Source organism: Microbacterium sp. SORGH_AS_0505, assembly GCF_030818715.1.
In the GTDB taxonomy this organism is placed as follows: domain Bacteria; phylum Actinomycetota; class Actinomycetes; order Actinomycetales; family Microbacteriaceae; genus Microbacterium.
Genome location: NZ_JAUTAT010000001.1, coordinates 1,117,591 through 1,137,092, shown reverse-complemented (window position 1 = coordinate 1,137,092; position 19,502 = coordinate 1,117,591). Strand labels below are relative to the sequence as shown.

Below are 19,502 nucleotides of genomic sequence, written 5' to 3'. Positions count from 1 at the left end.
CGCCCGCGTTGCGGCGGGTTCGCGGGAGGCGTAATGTCGCCCGCCGTGACCAGTGACAGCCGCGACCCGAACGCGGTCCCTTCTCCCGCCGTGAAGCGCATGCTGATCGGCGAACCCCTCGACACCGAGAAGCTCGATGGGCAGTTGCTTCCGAAGAAGCGCGCGCTGCCCATCTTCGCGTCGGATGCACTGTCGTCGGTGGCCTACGCGCCGCAGGAACTCCTGATGATCCTGCTCATCGGCGGGACGGCGTTCATGGCGTTCGCGCCGCCCGTCGCCGCCGCGGTCGTCGTGCTGCTCGTCGTCGTGGTCCTCAGCTACCGCCAGCTCATCAAGGCGTATCCGTCGGGCGGCGGCGACTACGAGGTCGCCCGCACGAACCTCGGCGAGAAGGCCGGCGTCGTGGTCGGGTCGGCGCTGCTCGTCGACTACGTCCTGACCGTCGCGGTGTCGGTGTCCTCCGGCGTCGACAACATCATCTCGGCGCTCCCGTTCCTCAACGCATGGCGAGTTGAGCTCGCGGTGGGATTCGTGATCCTCCTGGTGATCGTGAACCTGCGCGGCGTGCGCGAGGCATCGCAGGCGTTCGCGATCCCCACGTACGTCTTCATCGGCTCCGTCGCCCTCATGATCGGGACCGGCCTGTTCCGCTGGGCGATCGGCGACGCGCCGGTCGCCTCGAGCGCGGAGTTCACCGTCGAGCCCGAGGCCCTGTCTCAGGTCGCGTTCATCCTGCTGCTGCTGCGCGCCTTCTCGAGCGGCTGTTCCGCCCTGACCGGAGTCGAGGCCGTCAGCAACGGCGTCCCCGCGTTCCGCAGCCCCAAGGTCAAGAACGCGCAGACGACCCTCGTGCTCATGGGCGGCATCGCGATCGTCCTGTTCGCGGGCCTCACCTCGCTCGCCCTCATCGCCGGCGTCCACTACGCCGAGAACCCCTGCAGTCTGATCGGCTTCGATTGCGCGGCCGGCCCGCAGCCGAGCCTCATGGCGCAGGTCGCGGCAGCCACCTTCGGCGGCGACTCGGTGTTCTTCTTCATCATCCAGGCCGCTACCGCCTGCGTCCTGCTGCTGGCGGCCAACACGGCGTTCAACGGCTTCCCGCTGCTCGGCTCGGTGCTCGCGCGCGACAGCTACGCACCCAAGGCGCTGAACTCGCGCGGCGACCGCCTCGTCTTCTCGAACGGGATGCTGATCCTCGGCGGTGCGGCGATCGCGATCCTCGTCGTCTTCCAAGCGAATCTGACCACCCTCATCCAGCTCTACATCATCGGCGTCTTCGTGTCGTTCTCGCTCGGCCAGATCGGCATGGTCCGGCACTGGCGTCGCGAGCTGCGACTCCTCAAGGGGAACTCGGCCGCGCGGCGGGCTGCCCTGTCGGGACTCGCCATCAACACCGTCGGGGCGGCGTTCACCGTCGCGGTCCTCGTCATCGTGACGATCACGAAGTTCACGCACGGCGCCTGGCTGGTGTTCCTGGCGATGCCGGTCCTCGCGTTCCTCATGATCGGCGTGAACCGGTACTACCGCGACGTCGAGCACGAGATCGAGATGGACGACACCGTGAGGTTCGGCGCATCGGGCGACCTCGCGATCATCCTCGTCGGCAAGCTGCAGAAGCCCGTGGCCAAGGCCATCGACTACGCCCTGGCCGCCAAGCACGAGAAGACCCTCGCCGTCCACGTCGCGGTCACGACCGACGACATCGCCGAGTTGAAGGCCGATTGGGAGTACCACCGGATGCCGGTGCCCCTGGTCGTGGTCGATTCGCCCTACCGCCACTACGGCTCGCCCCTGATCGGCTTCATCGAGAAGTACCGCGAGAAGCACGGGCCCTCCGTCGTGACCGTCTACCTGCCGCAGTACATCGTGGGCCACTGGTGGGAGACCCCGCTCCACAACCGCCGCGCCCGCCGGATCGCGCAGCAGCTCATGATGGTCCACGGCGTCACTGTGACCCTGGTGCCGTGGCTGCTCGACTCGTCCGAGATCGTCTACGGGCGCCGGTCGCGCCCGCTGCCCGGCGACGATCGCGGCGGCCGCGTCGATCAGCGTCATTACGGTTTGGTCGAGCATTCCGACAACTGACGCGCCGGGCCGTCCCACCGCGCACCGGCGTAGCCTAGAGGGGTGACTTCTCCCGCCCTGTCCGAGTCGGCCACGCTCGACGCTGCCCGGCTGCGCGAGGACTTCCCTATCCTCCAGCAAGAGGTCAACGGGCACCCGCTCGTCTACCTCGACTCCGGAGCGACGAGCCAGAAGCCCCGGCAGGTGCTGCAGGCCGAGTACGACTTCCTCACCCGCAGCAACGCGGCCGTCCACCGCGGCGCCCACACCCTCGCCGCCGAGGCGACGGATCTGTTCGAGGATGCCCGGGCTACCGTCGCGCGCTTCGTCGGCGCGCGCGAGGAGCAGCTCGTGTGGACGAGCGGCGCCACCCAGGGCCTCAACCTGGTGGCCTACTCGATCGGCAACGCGACGCTCGGGCGGGGGGCACCGGCATCCGCTCGCCTGGCTCTGCAGCCCGGCGACGAGATCGTCGCGACCGAGACCGAGCACCACGCGAACCTCATCCCGTGGCAGGAGCTCGCCGCGCGTACCGGCGCTGTGCTGCGGCACATCCCTGTGTCGGACGATGGCCGCCTCGATCTGGATGCCGCGGCGCAGATCATCGGCGAGCGCACGCGGATCGTCGCGTTCTCGCACGTGTCGAACGTCCTCGGGATCGTGAACCCGGTCGCCGAGATCGTCGCGCTCGCGCAGAAGGTCGGCGCGCTGACCGTGCTCGACGCCTGCCAGTCGGCACCGCACATGCGGCTCGACCTGCCCGCGATGGGGGTCGACCTCGCCGTCTTCAGCGGGCACAAGATGCTCGGGCCGTACGGGGTCGGCGGTCTCTACGGCCGCAGTGAGATCCTCGAGGCCATGCCGCCGTTCCTCACGGGCGGGTCGATGATCACCACCGTGACGCTCGACGAGGCCGGCTACCTGCCGCCGCCTCAGCGTTTCGAGGCGGGCACGCAGCCGATCGGACCCGCGATCGGGCTCGCGGCCGCCGTGTCGTACCTGGAGGACGCCGGCATGTCCGCCGTGCACGCACACGAGGTTCGCCTCGCCGCGCGCATGCGCGAGGGACTCGTCGACATCCCCGGCATCCGTCTGCTCGGCGACGCCGAGGGCGCGGAGCGTGTCGGCCTCTGGAGCTTCGTCGTCGACGGTGTGCACGCGCACGATGCCGGCCAGTTCCTCGACGCGCAGGGCATCGCCGTCCGCGTCGGACACCACTGCGCAGCTCCCCTGCACCGCCGGTTCGGCGTGACGGCATCCGTCCGCGCATCCGCCGCCCTGTACAACACCGACGCCGATGTCGATGCCCTGGTCGATGCCGTCAGCGGCATCCGGTCCTATTTCGGAGTGAACGAATGAACGGTCTCGACTCGCTGTATCAGGAGCTGATCCTGGACCACTCGAAGCACCCGCACGGCCAGGGCCTCTCGTCCGAGGAGGGGCGGACCGCGAGCTCGCACCAGCACAACCCGATGTGCGGCGACGACATCACCCTCCGCGTGCGCGTCGACGACGCCGGCGAGCGCATCGTCGACCTGTCGTGGGAGGGTTCGGGCTGCTCGATCTCGCAGGCGTCCGCATCGATGCTCGCGGCCCTGATCGAGGAGGACGGCGGCGACGCCGGTCTGCCGCGTGAGGACGCCGTGAAGCTCATAACTGGGTTCCGCGAGGCGCTGCGTTCGCGCGGAGCGATCCCCCTCGACGAGGAGACGTTCGCCGATGCCGCCGCGCTGTCGGGGGTCTCGAAGTTCTCGGCTCGCGTCAAGTGCGCGATGCTCGCGTGGGTCGCGCTCGAGGACGCCCTCGCCCGGGCCTGAGCCGGCGGACGAGGACGTCGCTTCGGCCAGGCGTCACGCCGCCTGCAGCACCTCGCGCTCGAGCCGAGCGTAGGACGCTTCCATGCCGTCCGCCATGCCGGTGGCGAGGATCATGTCGCGCGTCTCGCGATCGGGGTATTCGATGAGGAGCGTCAGCAGCGTCGCACCGTCCTCCTCGTAGAACTGCAGGTCGTTCGTCGTCGACGGACCCTCCATGCCGATCATCCTCTCGGTGCTGACCGAGCGGCGCGGTTCGTCGAGGAGCAGCGTCTCGCCCTCGAAGCCGAAGCGGCTCTCGGGCTTGCCGTCCTCCTCCCACACGTTCCGGTAGTGCTCGCCGACGACGCACTCCACCATCGACCACCCGTCGGGGCCCAGCATCCACTTCTTCAGCAACTCGGGGTCGTTGTGCGCCCGCCAGACGAGCTCCCGCGGACCGTCGACGAGACGCGTGATGCGGACGTGGGTGTCGTCGAGCAGTTCGACGTTCGTGCCCTCGCCCTGGAACCAGTCGCGCAGGTCGTGGAGGACCGTGTCGAGCTGGTTCATCGCCATGCGCGATCCTTCGACGGCGCCCATCGCGACGACCTGCTCGAGCGCCTCGACCGAGGTGAAGTACGTGATGTTCGAGAGCCGGGAGCCGGTGGCGGTTTCGTCGAAGGAGAAGCGCATGCGCATGGAGGGGAAGCTCGACATCGGCTCGCCGTTCTCGTCGGCGAACGCGTCGAGCACCTCGAAGCTGCGACCCTCGTCGATGGCGAGGAACTCCCATGTGCCGCGGGACTTCTCACCCTGGGGGCTGGTCATCGCGTAGTCGGCGTGACCGCCGACGGTGAAGTCGAAGGCGGTGAACGTGGCCGGCCAGCCGGGAGGACCCCAGAACCGCTCGAGCTGACGCGGCTGCGTGAACGCACGCCACAGGCGGTCGACGGGGGCGTCGACGTCAGCCGTGAGCGTCATCGTGAGGTTGTCGGTGTCGGTGGTGATGTCGGTGACGGGCATGTCTCACTCCTTCGTGGGATGGGTCAGTTCTCGGGCTCGGCGAGAAGGGCGTCGAGCCGATCGACGCGGGAGCGCCAGAGGTCTTCGTACCGTCCGAGCAGCGCCCGGGCGCGGGCGATCATGTCGGGGTCCGCTCGCACGAGGCGCTCGCGGCCCTCCGCGCGCTTGACGACGAGCTCGGCCGCCTCGAGCACGGCGACGTGCTTCTGGACGGCCGCGAACGACATGTCGTAGTCCGCGGCGAGCGTGGAGACGGACTGCTCGCGCTCGAGCGTGCGACGCAGGATGTCGCGCCGCGTCGCCGCCGCCAGGGCGTGGAAGACGCGGTCGATCCGATCATCGCTGAGCTCCGTTTGTGCAACCATTTGGTTGTACGTTAGATCAGCGGATGCCGGGCGTCAAGAGGTCTTCTTCTGCCAACCCCGGGCGGTCAGGCGAGCGAAAGGAACAGCTTTTCGAGCTCTTCGGGCGCCGTGTCCCCATCGGGATCAGTGAGGCACTCTCGCAGTGCCGTCGAGATGACGAGGAACCCGGCCCGGTCGAGCGCCTTCGACACGGCGGCGAGTTGATGCACGACATCGCGACACGAGGCATCCTCTTCGACCGCGGAGATCACGGCGGCGAGCTGCCCCTGCGCGCGCTTGAGACGATTGACGACCTTGCGCTTGGCTTCGGGGTCGCCGGTCGCCGGGTCGTCGATTCGCGCTGCGTCACTCATGTCGTCACCCTCTCGCCGCGTCGGCATCGATGATACCCCCCTGGGTATTGATCCCGCGGAATCGAAAGCGAGTGTGAGCGGCGCGAAGCGCGCTCGGTGTGCCGCGCGCTGACCGAGAGGGAATGGGCCGGTGAGAGGTTTCTCATTCTGGGTGTCGTTCATAACGGGTGGTTTCGGTGATTTTCGGGGTCTGAATGTCGGTGGTTGGTGCGAGAGTGCAGGTATGACGGAAGCGATGGAAACCCCCGATGATGAGGCGTATCCCGCTGCCATCCAGGGGATCGTCGCGGACGTTGAGGACATCGGGGTCGAGTTCGCTCGAGTGAAGATCCGTGAGCTGCGCACCCTGGCCGCCGCGGGGCGACTGGCGGACGCGCAAGGCGCACCTCGGAACGCTCGAGTCCAAGTGCACGACATGGTGCTCCGGTCGATCTCGGCCGAGGTAGCCGGGGTGATGCGGCTCACCGACCGGGCCGTGCAGCGTCGGATCGGGGAAGCGCGAACAATCGTGGAAGGATTCCCCGCTGCGGTCGCTGCGTGGGAGGCCGGGCGGATCGTGCAGGGCCACGTGAAAGCAATCGTCGACGCCGGGCTGAACCTGCCCGCGGAGATGTGGTCGGAGTTCGAGAAGGTCGCGATCGAACGCTGCGAACGCGAGACGCCGAACCGCGTCCGGGGTGAGCTCGAGATCCTCGCCCACCGGATGCACCCACGATCGTTCGCGGAACGACATGAAGAGGCTTCGGCCGGCCGGTGCGTGCGACTCATGCCCGGGCGCGATGGCATGTCGGATCTGATCGCCACTTTGCCGACCGTGATCGCGGAGGGGATCCACGACCGTCTCACCCAGCAGGCGCGGGCGGTCATCGACACCCGCGCTGAGCGCGCATCAGGCGAGAGCGCTGACGTTGTCGCGACAGATGCACGATCGACCGATCAGGTCCGGGCCGACGTGTTCGCCGACCTGCTGCTCGCAGGCTCCCCGGCGTTGGATGACACGCGTGACACGACCGCCGGGCCCCTCGGCGCGATCCGCGCGAGGGTGCAGGTTCTTGTGCCCGCCGCGACCCTCGCCGGTGCGGACGACGGGCCGTGCGATCTCGCGGGCCGATCCCCGATTGACTCCGCGACCGCCCGCCTTCTCGCCGGGGCGACGCACGTCTGGGAGCGCCTGTTCCACGACCCTGCGACCGGGGTGACCGTCGCGACCGACTCGTACCGGGTGCCCTCGGGGATGCGTCGGTTCCTGCAAGCCCGCGATCAGCACTGCCGGTTCCCCGGATGCCGGGTCGCGGCGATCCGCTGCGAGATCGACCACACCCACGACCACGCCCTCGGCGGCAAGACAGAACTGAGCAATCTCGCTCACCTGTGCCAGAGACATCATTCGATGAAACAGTTCACCGCCTGGCGGGTGCGACAACTCCAGGGTGGTGTCCTCGAATGGACCTCACCCCTCGGCAGGACCTACAGAGAAGACGCCCCCACACCGGCCGTCGCGTTCACACCCTGCCGCCCGCCCACCCGGAGACCCGGCACCCTTCTGAACCGCTGGGCGCCAGCCGCACTTCGCACTAGCTTGCGCGCGCTCACGTCGCACGCACACGCTCACGTTTTACGCGCACGCGCACGCGCACGCTCCCGCACGATTCGCCGCAGCTCGCGATGGCTACTCAGACGAGCGACGCGCACGCGACGCACATCGTCGCCTGCGGCCGAACCTCCAGCCGCGCCTCGGGAATCGGACGGCCGCAGCGTTCGCACACACCGTAGGTCCCGGCATCCACTCGCGCCAGCGCGGTTGCGACCTGCGCCAGTTCATCCCGCGTCGACGCGCGCAGCGCCGCCACCCGCTGCCACTCCCCTGACAGAGTCGACCCCTCGGGGTCGTGCTCGTCGTCCGCGGTCGCGTCGGCCCTGTCGACCCGCAGCGCGGCGTCGTCGGCATCGAGACGGGCCAACTGGTCCGTCAGCTCCCGCTCCCGCACGCGCAGCCGTTCGATCGGATCCATCCGGTCAGCGTAGGCCTACCCACCGACCCGGCGACCGTCAAGACCGTCGCGGCACCGGCATCCGACCTCCAGAGTGAGACTCAACGGAAGGAGCCCCCATGGCTGACAACGACGGCACCGAGCACGCCGACCCCGAAGAGATGCCCGACACCGAGGAACTCGAAGAGCCCAGCGTCGCGAAGGAGCCCGGCGAGGAGCCGAAGGCACCTCAGCCGCAAGGCGAGGAACCCAGCCACCACGCGGTCGGCATCGGCGTCATCGACTCCGACCCGGACGACACCGAGGAGTGAGTCGGACTATTCGCCGGCGCCCTTCAGCGAACCGGTGAGCCGGTCGTACTCCGCCGTGCTCACCACGCACGAGACGAGACGGTCGTCCTGGTACTGCCAAGTGTCCGAGGACGGCGAGTAGAACGAGTACTCGTACACGGACTCCTCGTAGGGCACCCCGATGAACTCGGCGAATGCCGCCTCGCACTCGGCGTAAGCCTTCTCCTCGACGACCTCGGCACCCGGATACTCACCCTCGGGCAGCGTGAACTCGTGGTACGCCTCGAACGTGTGCTCCTCCGCGCACGGCACCGCCGCGACACTGCTCGTCTCACTCTGCTCGTCCACCGCCAGCCCCGCGAGAGCATCGTCGAAGAAGCAGTCACCCGGTGCGATCGTGAACACATCGAGGTCGCCGCCGGCGTCGATCTGCCCCGTCTCATCCCGGGACGCACCACCGAGCAGCGCACTGAGCGACGTGGCGCACCCCGACAACATCACAACGGCAACGAGAAGGGCGACGGCAGCGCCCGAACGACGAACAGACATGGATCCCCCAGGACCAGAAAGCGATAGCGGCGGTTCAGCGTATCGGAGTCGTCACGAGACGAAACGGCCCGAGCCCGCCGCACTTCCCTCAATGGTCCCGTCCTCGAGGCCGATGACGCATCTCGCTATGCGGTCGCCGAGCGCCCAGGACTCCGCCGTCGGCAGGTAGTACCAGAAGTCGAGCGTCGAATCCTCGTACGATCCGCCGACGTAGTCAGCGAAAGCGTCGTAACAGATCTCTTCCGCGGCATCACTCACCGCGTCGTCGCCCGGGAACAGGGCCGTCGGCGACATCGCGTCGGGGAAGTGAGACATGCCCAGGTCGCCCTTGGCGTACAGCTCGTACCAGTGCGGCTCCTCGCACGGGATGAGGAGCATCGTCCACGCCCCCTCGCCGTCGTACGCACCGTACTCGTTCGGATCGTCGAAGCAGTCCCCGACCCTGAGGTACTCGAAGGCGATGTCGTTGTCGACATCCTCGGCCTCGGTCTCCGCCTCGGCCGGACGTTCCGGCGATGACGCCCCGCCCCGCACCTCGAGGATCGTTCCCGCGACGACGGCCACCACCTGAGTACACCCGGACAGCAGCGGCGCCATCGCCGCGGCGACCACGAACGCCGCGAAAACGGCACGGCGCCGCGAGTGAGCTGTCGACATGAATCCCCCAGGAGTGTGCGTCGAGCTGATGCGGTCAGCGTATCGAAGCGGGCCCCCGCAGACACGACGGGATGCCGGTGCCCCGCCGATAGGATGGGGGCGTCCCCCGGCATCCCGAGTCTTGGAGCCCAGCCGCGTGAGCACCCCAGTCGCAGACACCGTCGAGAACGCCATCGCCACGCCGGAGCGGGAGCAGCCGTACGGCGCCCTCGGCCTGAAGCCCGACGAGTACGACAAGATCCGCGAGATCCTCGGCCGCCGCCCCACCTCCGGCGAGCTGGCGATGTACTCCGTCATGTGGAGCGAGCACTGCTCCTACAAGTCCTCGAAGATCTACCTCCGTCGCTTCGGCGACAAGGTCTCGGACGAGATGAAGGAACGGCTCATGGTCGGCATGGGCCAGAACGCCGGCGTCGTCGACGTGGGCGAGGGCTGGGCCGTCACCTTCAAGGTCGAGTCCCACAACCACCCGAGCTACATCGAGCCCTTCCAGGGCGCCGCGACCGGCGTCGGCGGCATCGTCCGCGACATCATCTCGATGGGCGCGCGCCCCGTCGCGGTCATGGACCAACTCCGCTTCGGCGACATCGACGACCCCGACACGGCGCGCGTCGTGCACGGCGTCGTCAGCGGCATCAGCTTCTACGCCAACTGCCTCGGCCTCCCCAACATCGGCGGCGAGACCGTCTTCGACAAGGTCTACCAGGGCAACCCGCTCGTCAACGCGCTCGCGGTCGGTGTTCTCCGCCACGAGGACATCAAGCTCGCCAACGCCACCGGCGCCGGCAACAAGGTCGTGCTGTTCGGCGCCCGCACCGGCGGTGACGGTATCGGTGGCGCGTCGATCCTGGCATCCGACACCTTCGCCGACGGCGGCCCCACCAAGCGTCCCGCCGTGCAGGTCGGCGACCCGTTCGCCGAGAAGGTGCTCATCGAGTGCTGCCTCGAGCTGTACCAGGGCGAGCTCGTCGAGGCGATCCAGGACCTCGGCGCCGCCGGCATCTCGTGCGCGACGAGCGAGCTCGCCGCCAACGGCGGCTCGGGCATGAAGGTCGACCTCGAGAAGGTGCTGCTGCGCGACCCGTCGCTCACGCCCGAGGAGATCCTCATGAGCGAGAGCCAGGAGCGCATGATGGCGATCGTCGCTCCCGAGAAGCTCGACGCGTTCCTCGCCGTCGTCCAGAAGTGGGATGTCGAGACGAGCGTCCTCGGCGAGGTCACCGGCGACGGCCGCCTGCAGATCTTCTGGCACGGCGAGCAGATCGTCGACGTCGACCCCTCGACGGTCGCGGTCGACGGCCCCGTCTACGAGCGCCCCGTCGCTTACCCGACCTGGATCGACGCGCTCCGCGAGGACTCCGCCGCCGCCCTCGAGCGGAGCGACGATCCCGAGGTGCTGCGCGAGCAGTTCGTGAAGCTCCTCGGCAGCCCGAATCTCGCCGACACGTCCTGGGTCACCAACCAGTACGACTACTACGTCATGGGCAACACGGCCCTGAGCTTCCCCGACGACGCCGGCATGATCCGCGTCGACGAGGAGTCGGGCCTCGGCTTCGCGATAGCGACCGACTGCAACGGCCGCTACTGCCAGCTCGACCCGTACGCCGGTGCGCAGCTCGCCCTCGCCGAGGCGTACCGCAACGTCGCCGTCACGGGTGCCGAGCCCACCGCCGTCACCGACTGCCTCAATTTCGGCAGCCCCGAGAACCCCGAGGTCATGTGGCAGTTCGGGCAGACCGTCGACGGTCTCGCCGACGCCTGCTTCGAGCTCGGCGTGCCCGTCACCGGCGGGAACGTCAGCTTCTACAACCAGACCGGCGACCAGCCCATCTTCCCGACGCCCGTGGTGGGCGTGCTCGGCATCATAGACGACGTGTCGCGCCGCATCCCCAGCGGTTGGCAGGATGCCGGCGAGAACATCTACCTGCTCGGCACGACCTCGACCGAGCTCGACGGCTCGGCCTGGGCCGACACGATCCACGACCACCTCGGCGGTCGCCCGCCCAAGGTCGACCTCGCCGGCGAGAAGACCCTCGCGGGTCTGCTGCAGGCAGCCCGTGACGAGATGCTCGTCTCAAGCGCCCACGACCTGTCGGCCGGTGGCCTCGCTCAGGCTCTCGCCGAGGCGACGACGCGGTTCGGCGTCGGCGCGCGCGTGTGGCTGCGCGAGATCATGGAGCGCGACGGTGTGGATGCCGCGACCGCCCTATTCAGCGAGTCGACCGGCCGAGTCATCGTGTCGGTTCCCCGCGAGGAGGACGTGAAGTTCCGGGGCCTCTGCGAGGGGCGCGGCTACCCCGTGCTCCGCATCGGAGTGACCGACGACGCACCGGAAGGCGAGCAGGCGGCCCTCGAGATCCAGGGCGTCTTCACGCTCCCGGTCGGCGAGCTGCGCCGCGTCTCGAAGGCGACCCTCCCCGCCGCGTTCGGTGCGATCGTCGACGAGGTCCCCGCGTGAGCGACGACCCCGAATACGCCGACTTCGTCGGGCGCAAGCGCGCCCGCACCAAGGTGGTCGCGTGGACCGTCATCATCGCGATGGTCCTCGTAGGCGGCGGCGCGACCGTCCTCACGCTGCTGTTCGGCTGAGCCGACCGATGGACGCCACCGCGCCTGCCCTACCGGGTCGCGCGGTGCTGCAGCAGCGCTGGAGCGGCGCCTGCTTCCTGCACTGGCGGGTCGATCCGGCGCTGATCACACTGCACCTGCCGCCCGGGACCGAGCCCGACGTGTTCGACGGGTCGGCGTGGGTGGGCCTCATCCCGTTCGTCCTGAGCGAGTTCCGCTTCCTGCCGCTGCCCCCGGTCCCCTTCGTCGGCCGGTTCGTCGAGATCAACGTCCGAACGTACGCGAAGGATGCCGACGGTCGCCGCGGCGTCGTCTTCCAGACCCTCGAGGCCGAACACCTCCTGCCCGTCCTCGGTGCGCGCGCCGTGTTCGGCCTGCCCTACCGCTGGGCGAAAGCCGCGACGCGGACGGACGGCGATGCGATCGAGTACGCCTCGCGACGGCATCCGGGATTCGGAGATCGGGTGCGCACCCGCATCCGCGTCACGGCCGGCGACGAGATCGTCGACGACGAGCTGAGCCGCTTCCTCACGGCGCGCTGGGGCTTCCACGAGCGGCACCTCGGTCGCACGATCTGGGCTGCGAACGAGCACGAGCCGTGGCCGCTGGTCCGCGCCGAGCTCGATCGACTCGACGACGGCCTGCTGGCGGATGCCGGATTCCCGGGTCTCGCGGATCGCGCGCCTGACTCCGTGCTGGCGATGCCCGCCCGGCATCCCGGCGTCGTCACCCGCTTCTCGGGCGCACGCCTCGTGCGCTGACGCGCGTCAGGCGGGGAGCGCGTCCCGCAGCCGGGCGAGCGTCGCCCGCCAGTCGTCGAGCCCGTCCGCGTCGGCCCACAGCTCGGCGAGCTCGGACTCCCCGCCGACCTTGTCGAGTGCGGCGCGAGCGGCGGTCACCGCGGATGCCGGAGGTGCTCCCACCCGGCCGAGGAACCCTTCCACCGACTCGGTGTCCTCCTCCTCGGACAGCGCGAGGCCCGCGCCGTGAGCGACGACCGCCGCCGCGGCGACCGCGACCTCGTCGAGGCCCGAGTCCGTCTCGTCTTCGCCGAGATAGTCCCGCAGCACGTCGCTGACGACGTCCCACGAATCCGCCTCATCGAGTTCCCATGCCCAGTCCGCCGCGGTGTCGTTGCCGAACGGTTCTTCACTCCATGTGCCCATGCGGCAGAGCGTAGCGAGCGGAAGCGACATCCAGGACGGCCGATCCCTGGGAGCGCGGCCACCGGTCGCGGATAGCATGGCGGCATGCAGCTCTGGATCGTGGGGATCGGGGCCGCGCTGGCGGAGTTCTGGTGGGTCGCCCCCGCCGCTGCAGGAGCCGGCGCGGTCGGTTTCGTCGGCGTGCGGCGCGGCCGGACGACCCGTGCCCGTCGCCTCGCCCTCACCGCCGCGCAACGCGAACTGCAGCAGGCGCGCACCGACGCCATCGGCGCGCGCGCCGCGGCACGCGTCGCGCAGGCCGAGCTCAGCCGCATCGACGCCGAACGCGCCACCGGGCGCGCCCGCCCCGACGACGTCCGCGCCGCGCGTCGGGCCCTCGAAACTGCGCAGCGCGCCAAGGCCGCCGCGAGTGCGACGATCCGCGTCGCCCGCGCCCGCGTCAGCGCGGAACGAGCCGCCGTGCCCGCCCGCGGCACGGACCCGAAGCATCTCCCGCTCGCGCGTCTCATGGCCGCCCACGATGCGATCGCGGCGCGATGGATGGAGTACGAGACGGATGCCGCCCGCCGCCTCGCGTTCCCCGCGCTGAGCGACGTGCGCGTCCCCGCGACGGCCGAGTTCCTGCGCCTCGAGGGCATCGCCCGCGAGCACCGCCCGGCATCCCCCACCGCTCCTCTCACCCCCGAGCAGTTCACGGCGTACCGCTCCGCCGTCGACGACGCCGGTCGTGCTTTCGGCGTCGCCGAGCAGGAGGCCTGGCGTCTCGCCGGGCACCGCCCGAACGACGCGCCGACCGACACAGCGGCGCCGCTGTGGAGCATCATCGCGTCCGAGGCGATCGCGCGATCGGTCGACGGCATCGCGCGCGCGGCGGAGGGCGCGGCATCCGCTCTCGACGCCTACCGGTCGCGGCGCGACGGTCGTGACCGCGACCAGCCGCGCCCGTAAGGTGTAGCGAGTGGACGGATTCTGGGCCTTCGCGGGCAACTACTGGTGGCTCGTGTTCCCGCTCTTCGGGCTCGCCTCTGCCGCGAGTGGATCCTTCGCCGCGGCCTCGAAGCGCCGCCACAAGCACCGCCTCGAGATCATGAAGGCGAAGGCGGAGCTCACCGCCGCCCGCGCCGCCGCCAAGCGCGGCATCGGCTCCGCCGCGGCGGCCGAGGTAGAAGCCCCGTCGCAGTCCCTCACCGACCAGGCCGACGACCTCCGCGCCGTCCACGACGAGGTCACCCACCGCTGGCTCGACTACGAGCTCGACGTCGCGAAGCTCATCGCGTTCCCGTCGATGAGCAACGGCCGCGACCCCCTCACCGCCGGATTCCTCCGCGCCAAGAAGATCGCCGATCGCGCGCGCCCCGCCGACGGCTCCAAGCCCACCGCGGAGCAGATCGCCGAGTATCGTCGGGCCGTCACCGACTTCGAGGTCGCCTTCGACCTCGCCGAGCGCGAAGCCCGTCGCACCCGTGATTCGGGACTGACGGATGCCGAGCGCAAACGGCTGGCGACGGCATCCCGCATGCTCGCCGTCGCCACCGACGACGCCGCAACCCCTGCTGAGCGTCACCTCGCCTACCAGCGCGTCCGCGAGGAGATCGACGGGCTCATCGCCCTGTCGGACGAGGCGGTCGAGGTGCTCGAGAAGAAGGTCGCCCAGCCGATCACCGAGCGCCCGAACACCGAGCGCCGGAACGATGAAGGGGACCCGGCCGAAGCCGGATCCCCGTGACGTCGCCGACCGATCAGTCGGTGACGATCGTGTCGTAGGCGTCGGGGTTCTCGGTCAGCCACTCGTCGATGGCCTCGGCGTACTTGCCCTCGCCGTATTTGTTGACGACGGTGTCCTCGAGACTCGCGTACTGCTCGTCGTCCAGCGTGATGCCGGCGATGAGCTCAGCCGCCTCGGGGTACTCCTCCGTGAAGCCGTCGGTCGCGAGGAAGTGCAGGGCCTCGGCCTCGCCCATCGCGCCCTTCGGGTCCTCGAGGTCGTTGAGGTTGTACCGGTCGTTGGCCCAGAACGGACGCCACGAGGTCACCACGATGTCGCGCTGCGCCGCCTCGGCGCTGTCGAGCTCGGTGAGCATCGCCGCGGTCGACGAGGTCACGAGCTCGTAGGTGTCCTCGAGGCCGTACCCAGGGAGCATCGACTCCTGCGTCTGCTTCGTCAGACCCGCACCCGGCTCGATGCCGTAGATCTTCCCGCCGAAGCGGTCGGCGTTCGCCTTCAGGTCGTCGATCGAGTCGATGTCGACGTAGTCGGGCACCGCGATCGTCAGCTTCGCGCCCTCGTAGTACGCACCGAGGTCGTCGATCTTGTCGCCGTACTTGTCCATGTAGGACTTGTGGGTCAGCTCGGGCCAGGCCGACGGGTAGATGTCGACATCGCCCTGCGCGAGACCGGCGTAGAGCGGCCCTGCCTCGGTGAGCTCCTGCATCTTGACCGTGTAGCCGGCCTTCTGGAGCTGGTCCTCGAGCAGGTAGGCGGTGCTGAGACCGTCGGTCCAGGACGGCAGGTAGCCGAGGGTGATGGTACCGAGGCTGTCCTCGCCGCCCTCCTGCGCGCCGCCCGCGGCCTGATTGCCGGTGGCGCAGCCGGCGAGGGCGAGGGATGCCGCAGCCCCGATCGCGAGGATCCCGGTCAGGTGTCGCTTGTTCATGAGTGCCTTCCGTATGTGATTGCTGGTTCCGTATCGTGCAGGTCCGGGTGCAACCGGACCGTGCGGCGCGAGGCCGCACGTGTGTGGGGTCAGATCCCGCCCGTGGCGACCGGTGCGCGGCGCGGGGATGCCTGCTCACGCTCTGCCTCGGTGGCCGCATCCTGCGCAGCGTCCTGAGGATGCGACGCATCGCCGCCCTTCTGACCAGGTGTCCGGCGACGCGCGATCGCACCGAGAAGCGATCCGCGCTGGTTCTTCAGCGCACCGAGCGCTCCCGTGAGTCGGTCGAGGTAGACGGCGAGGATGACGACGCTGAGGCCCGCCTCGACGCCCTTCGCGATGTCGACCGTGGACATCGCCTGGACGATCTCCTTGCCGAGGCCGTCGGCGCCCGCGATACCGGCGATGACCGCCATCGACAGCGCGAGCATGATCAGCTGATTGATGCCCGCCATGATGCTCGGCATGGCCAGCGGGAGCTGCACACCGCGGAGGATCTGGCCGGGAGTCGCACCGAACGCGTGACCGGCTTCGACGGTTTCACTGTCCACGCCGCGGATGCCGAGCTCGGTGAGACGCACACCGGGGGGCAGTGCGAAGATCACCGTCGCGACGACGCCCGGCACGACGCCGATGCTGAAGAAGACGATCGCGGGGATCAGGTAGACGAACGCCGGCATGCTCTGCATGAGGTCGAGCACGGGGCGGAGGATCGCGCTGAACGTGTCGTTCCGAGCTGCGGCGATGCCGAGCGGCACGGCGATCACGACGGCGATGATGGCCGCCACGAGGACGAGCGCGAGGGTCTGCATCGAGGTCACCCACTGGCCGACGCCCAGGATGAGGACGAAGCCGACGACGGTGCCGATGGCGAAGCGCCACGAGCGCAGCAACCACGCGAGCGCGGCGAAGACGACGATGACGGCGACGATCGGCAGCGAGAGCAGCGCGTTCGCGAGCGCGTCGACCAACCAGCCGACGACGGCCGAGACGCCCGACAGCAGCCAGCCGAGGGTGTCGCGGATCCAGTCGACGCCGGCGTCAGCCCATTCACCGATCGGAATGCGGAAACCATCCATCAGCGCACCTCCTCCTTCTCGGCGGCGGGGCCGTCGACCGCGCCTCCGGCGAGTGCTTCGTCGATCACGGAGCCGGGCACCGGGTCGAGGATCACCGGGATCTCCGTTGTCTCGGTGGTGGAGGGTCCGAGCGCCGTGAGCAGCGTGATGCGGGGAATGACGCCGACGAGGCGGCCCTCGGCATCCGTCACCGCCAGCGGCAGCGGCGACTCGGCGGCGGGGACGAAGAGGTCCATGAGGACGTCGTCGCGGCCGACCGCCTGCGGCACGGGGCGCAGGAGCGACGAGATCGTCGTCTCGCCACGGCGGACGAGCTTGAGGGCGTCGCGGTCGCTGATCATGCCGAGGAGCTTGCGGCTGCGGTCGGTCACGTAGACGGCGGCCATGCGGGCGTCGCGCATGGTGCGCAGCGCCGTGCGGGGGCCCGCTGCCTCGGTCACCGACACCGAGCCGGGTCGTTCCATGACGTTCGCCGCCGTGAGGACGCGGGCGCGGTCGACGTCCTGCACGAACTGCTCGACGTAGTCGTTGGCGGGGTCGGTGAGGATGTCCTCGGGGGTGCCGATCTGCACGATGCGGCCATCGCGCATGACCGCGATCCGGTCGCCGAGGAACATCGCCTCGTTGAGGTCGTGCGTGATGAAGATGATCGTCTTCTGCAGCTTCTGCTGCAGGTCGAGCAGCTGCTCCTGCATCTCGCGTCGGATGAGCGGGTCGAGGGCGCTGAACGCCTCGTCCATCAGCAGGATGTCGGTGTCGGCGGCGAGCGCGCGGGCGATCCCGACGCGCTGCTGCATCCCGCCCGACAGCGCGGACGGCAGCTTGTCGCCCCAGCCCCCGAGGCCGACGAGGGCGAGGATCTCCTCGGCCTTCGCAAGGCGCTCGGCCTTGCCGACGCCCTGCAGTTCGAGCGGGTAGGCGACGTTGGCGGCGACCGTGCGGTGCGGCAGCAGGGCGAAGTGCTGGAACACCATCGCGATGCGCTCGCGACGGATGCCGCGGAGCTTCGAGGCCGGGATGCCGGTGATCGGCTCACCGTGCACGAGGACTTCTCCGCCGGATGCGTCGTGCAGACCGTTCAGCATGCGGATGATCGTGGACTTCCCCGAGCCGGACAGACCCATGATCACGAAGATCTCGCCCCGCTCGACGCGGAAGCTCGCGTCGATGACGGCGGCGGTCCCCGCGTCGCGGACCTGGTCCCGGGGTTCCCCGGCCTTCAGGCGCTTGACCGCCTGGCCGGGGTTGCGTCCGAAGACTTTGAACAGATTCTTCGCTTCGACAGCGGCAGTTGTCACGTGCTTCCCTCGGCGGGCGCGCACGCGTCCGCATCGGTAGCGTCCGGGTGGCGATCACCGGCATCCGCACGAGCGAAATGTCACTCGAGTGCAGAGCTTCGGCGACGAACATCGGGATCGTCGCCCAGACCGCCGACCATACGAGCGCTCGTCGCCGGCTCCCCAGGAAGTCGGTTCGAACGGCCGCGGACTGGTCGTCGAGGGCACTGGGCCCGCCTTCGACGGTAACGAAGTCGGTTGACATGGATCAAATCGAGCCACCCTCTTGACCATGTCGAAATGCGACGGTATTCCGCGCGCGCGGCAGTCGGAACAAGCCTCGCCGACCCTCGGGGGTGCAGAGTGGGAGGGTCCGCCCGGAATGAGGAGCACCACGCATGAGCGAGTTCGCCCGACGCATCGACGCCACGACGATCGACCACCTGCGGTCGACGGGTGCCACCAAATGGTCGGCGGAGGACGGGACGCTCGGTGCGTTCGTCGCCGAGATGGACTTCGGGATCGACCCGACGATCACGGCGGCGCTGCACCGCGCGGTGGATGCCGGGTCCTTCGGATACATGCCGCGCGGGATCAGCGCCGACCTCTCCGACGCGACCGCCGAGTTCGTGGCGCGCCGGTACGGCTGGGGGGTCGCGGCATCCGACGTCCAGCCGATCCCCGACGTGATCATGGGACTCGAGCTCGCCATGGAGCACTGCTCCGCACCGGGCTCGAAGATCATCGTCCCGACGCCGTCGTACATGCCGTTCCTCTTCGTCCCCCCGATGCGCGGGCGCGAGGTGATCGAGGTGCCGCTCGCCGTCCGCGAGGGTCGGTACGAGTTCGACCTCGACGCCCTGCAGCGGGCGTTCGACGACGGTGGCAACCTCCTGCTGCTCTGCAACCCGTACAACCCGGTGGGCCGGGTCTTCAGCCGCGCTGAGCTCCTCGCGATCTCGGAGGTGGTCGAACGCAACGGCGGCCGGGTGTTCTCGGACGAGATCTGGGCACCTCTGGTCTACGGCGGCTTCACCCACACCCCCTACGCCACGGTCTCTCACGCCGCCGCGCAGCACACCATCACCGCGATGAGCGCCTCGAAGGCCTGGAACCTGCCGGGTCTCAAATGCGCGCAGCTCGTGCTCACGAGCGACGCGGACCGCAAGGTCTGGGAGGAGATCGGCCCGTTCTCGGGTCACGGCACGAGCAATCTCGGCGCGATCGCGAACACCGTCGCGTACCGCGACGGGGACCCATGGCTGGCCGATCTGGTGCCGTACCTCGAGCACAATCGCGACACCCTGCTCGAGCTGCTTGCCGAGGAGATCCCCGACGCATGGATGCCGAAGCCCGAGGGGACGTACGTCGGGTGGATCGACTTCCGCGCCACCGGCATCGGCGATCGTCCCGCGGAATTCTTCACGCGCGAGTCGTCGGTCGTCCTCACCGAAGGAACGATGTGCGGCGTCGCCGGGACCGGCTTCGCCCGCCTGATCTTCGCAACTCCGCGGCCGATCCTCGAACAGGTCGTGCGCCGTCTCGGCGCGTCCCTTCGGGCCTGACCGCCCGCTGATCGGATCCCGCGGCCCCTGGGGGTCGCGGGATTCGTCGTATCCGGGTGTTGACACCCCCTAGGTTCAGTGGTTACCTACTGATGTAACTAACCC

Annotated in this window: 20 protein-coding genes and 1 pseudogene; 11 read left to right on the top strand and 10 right to left on the bottom strand. The window is 69.3% G+C overall.

Features of this window, described 5'->3' with window-relative positions; all coding sequences use genetic code 11:
* Positions 1–33 precede the first annotated feature (33 nt).
* The 3 genes from QE428_RS05695 to sufU are packed head-to-tail and all read left to right on the top strand — an operon-like array spanning position 34 to position 3,881.
* A complete protein-coding gene (locus QE428_RS05695) occupies positions 34–2,085 on the top strand; it encodes an APC family permease (RefSeq protein ID WP_307470655.1) in 2,052 nt (683 codons plus the stop codon).
* Positions 2,086–2,127: 42 nt separating this feature from the next.
* Positions 2,128–3,423: a SufS family cysteine desulfurase gene (locus tag QE428_RS05690; RefSeq protein WP_307466776.1), complete on the top strand. Its 1,296-nt coding sequence runs from the start codon at positions 2,128–2,130 to the stop codon at positions 3,421–3,423.
* On the top strand, positions 3,420–3,881 hold the full coding sequence (gene sufU / locus QE428_RS05685) for a Fe-S cluster assembly sulfur transfer protein SufU (protein WP_091358312.1): 462 nt from the start codon (positions 3,420–3,422) through the stop codon (positions 3,879–3,881). Before QE428_RS05690 ends, sufU begins: the two co-directional genes overlap by 4 nt.
* A gap of 33 nt (positions 3,882–3,914) precedes the next feature.
* Here sufU and QE428_RS05680 read toward each other — a convergent pair whose 3' ends face one another.
* From QE428_RS05680 to QE428_RS05670, 3 genes are all read right to left on the bottom strand, one after another.
* Positions 3,915–4,883, bottom strand: coding sequence for an SRPBCC family protein (locus QE428_RS05680; RefSeq protein ID WP_307466774.1), 969 nt, complete (start codon positions 4,881–4,883; stop codon positions 3,915–3,917).
* Between the two features lie 23 nt (positions 4,884–4,906).
* Positions 4,907–5,248 carry a helix-turn-helix transcriptional regulator gene (locus tag QE428_RS05675; RefSeq protein ID WP_307466771.1) on the bottom strand — a complete coding sequence of 114 codons (342 nt, stop codon included), beginning with the start codon at positions 5,246–5,248 and terminating at the stop codon, positions 4,907–4,909.
* Positions 5,249–5,313: 65 nt separating this feature from the next.
* Positions 5,314–5,601 carry a metal-sensitive transcriptional regulator gene (locus QE428_RS05670; protein WP_133398877.1) on the bottom strand — a complete coding sequence of 96 codons (288 nt, stop codon included), beginning with the start codon at positions 5,599–5,601 and terminating at the stop codon, positions 5,314–5,316.
* A gap of 223 nt (positions 5,602–5,824) precedes the next feature.
* Between QE428_RS05670 and QE428_RS05665 the strand changes: the two are divergent.
* Positions 5,825–7,148, top strand: a pseudogene (locus QE428_RS05665) (DUF222 domain-containing protein).
* A 126-nt stretch (positions 7,149–7,274) separates the two neighbouring features.
* Here QE428_RS05665 and QE428_RS05660 read toward each other — a convergent pair.
* On the bottom strand, positions 7,275–7,613 hold the full coding sequence (locus QE428_RS05660; protein ID WP_307466765.1) for a TraR/DksA C4-type zinc finger protein: 339 nt from the start codon (positions 7,611–7,613) through the stop codon (positions 7,275–7,277).
* A 98-nt stretch (positions 7,614–7,711) separates the two neighbouring features.
* On the opposite strand from QE428_RS05660, the gene QE428_RS05655 reads away from it, so the two are divergent.
* Complete coding sequence (locus QE428_RS05655) at positions 7,712–7,903, top strand: hypothetical protein (RefSeq protein ID WP_133398878.1); 192 nt, start codon at positions 7,712–7,714, stop codon at positions 7,901–7,903.
* Between the two features lie 6 nt (positions 7,904–7,909).
* Here QE428_RS05655 and QE428_RS05650 read toward each other — a convergent pair whose 3' ends face one another.
* Both QE428_RS05650 and QE428_RS05645 read right to left on the bottom strand, forming a co-directional pair.
* A complete protein-coding gene (locus QE428_RS05650; protein ID WP_307466759.1) occupies positions 7,910–8,431 on the bottom strand; it encodes a septum formation family protein in 522 nt (173 codons plus the stop codon).
* Between the two features lie 51 nt (positions 8,432–8,482).
* Positions 8,483–9,088 (bottom strand): septum formation family protein, encoded by a 606-nt coding sequence (locus tag QE428_RS05645; protein WP_133398879.1) that lies wholly within the window; start codon positions 9,086–9,088, stop codon positions 8,483–8,485.
* Positions 9,089–9,224: 136 nt separating this feature from the next.
* Here QE428_RS05645 and purL point away from each other — a divergent pair, with 136 nt between their 5' ends.
* The 3 genes from purL to QE428_RS05630 are packed head-to-tail and all read left to right on the top strand — an operon-like array spanning position 9,225 to position 12,417.
* The gene (gene purL / locus QE428_RS05640; protein WP_307466753.1) at positions 9,225–11,546 is read left to right on the top strand and encodes a phosphoribosylformylglycinamidine synthase subunit PurL; all 2,322 of its coding nucleotides are present in this window, start codon (positions 9,225–9,227) and stop codon (positions 11,544–11,546) included.
* Positions 11,543–11,677 carry a hypothetical protein gene (locus QE428_RS05635; protein WP_269457017.1) on the top strand — a complete coding sequence of 45 codons (135 nt, stop codon included), beginning with the start codon at positions 11,543–11,545 and terminating at the stop codon, positions 11,675–11,677. The genes purL and QE428_RS05635 overlap by 4 nt, the downstream gene beginning before the upstream one ends.
* An 8-nt stretch (positions 11,678–11,685) precedes the next feature.
* On the top strand, positions 11,686–12,417 hold the full coding sequence (locus QE428_RS05630) for a YqjF family protein (protein ID WP_307466747.1): 732 nt from the start codon (positions 11,686–11,688) through the stop codon (positions 12,415–12,417).
* A 6-nt stretch (positions 12,418–12,423) separates the two neighbouring features.
* Here QE428_RS05630 and QE428_RS05625 read toward each other — a convergent pair whose 3' ends face one another.
* Positions 12,424–12,822 carry a DUF4259 domain-containing protein gene (locus QE428_RS05625; protein ID WP_231916505.1) on the bottom strand — a complete coding sequence of 133 codons (399 nt, stop codon included), beginning with the start codon at positions 12,820–12,822 and terminating at the stop codon, positions 12,424–12,426.
* Between the two features lie 84 nt (positions 12,823–12,906).
* Here QE428_RS05625 and QE428_RS05620 point away from each other — a divergent pair, with 84 nt between their 5' ends.
* Positions 12,907–13,770 (top strand): hypothetical protein, encoded by an 864-nt coding sequence (locus QE428_RS05620; RefSeq protein ID WP_307466742.1) that lies wholly within the window; start codon positions 12,907–12,909, stop codon positions 13,768–13,770.
* Positions 13,771–13,780: 10 nt separating this feature from the next.
* The gene (locus tag QE428_RS05615; RefSeq protein WP_307466739.1) at positions 13,781–14,548 is read left to right on the top strand and encodes a hypothetical protein; all 768 of its coding nucleotides are present in this window, start codon (positions 13,781–13,783) and stop codon (positions 14,546–14,548) included.
* A 13-nt stretch (positions 14,549–14,561) separates the two neighbouring features.
* Here QE428_RS05615 and QE428_RS05610 read toward each other — a convergent pair whose 3' ends face one another.
* The 3 genes from QE428_RS05610 to QE428_RS05600 all read right to left on the bottom strand — a co-directional run bounded on the left by QE428_RS05610 (position 14,562) and on the right by QE428_RS05600 (position 17,853).
* Positions 14,562–15,476 carry a glycine betaine ABC transporter substrate-binding protein gene (locus QE428_RS05610; RefSeq protein WP_307466736.1) on the bottom strand — a complete coding sequence of 305 codons (915 nt, stop codon included), beginning with the start codon at positions 15,474–15,476 and terminating at the stop codon, positions 14,562–14,564.
* An 89-nt stretch (positions 15,477–15,565) separates the two neighbouring features.
* Entirely contained in the window at positions 15,566–16,555 is a 990-nt protein-coding gene (locus tag QE428_RS05605; protein ID WP_307466731.1) for a proline/glycine betaine ABC transporter permease, read from the bottom strand.
* A complete protein-coding gene (locus QE428_RS05600) occupies positions 16,555–17,853 on the bottom strand; it encodes a glycine betaine/L-proline ABC transporter ATP-binding protein (protein ID WP_307466728.1) in 1,299 nt (432 codons plus the stop codon). Before QE428_RS05600 ends, QE428_RS05605 begins: the two co-directional genes overlap by 1 nt.
* 377 nt (positions 17,854–18,230) lie before the next feature.
* On the opposite strand from QE428_RS05600, the gene QE428_RS05595 reads away from it, so the two are divergent.
* The gene (locus QE428_RS05595; RefSeq protein ID WP_307466725.1) at positions 18,231–19,397 is read left to right on the top strand and encodes a MalY/PatB family protein; all 1,167 of its coding nucleotides are present in this window, start codon (positions 18,231–18,233) and stop codon (positions 19,395–19,397) included.
* Positions 19,398–19,502: the final 105 nt, after the last annotated feature.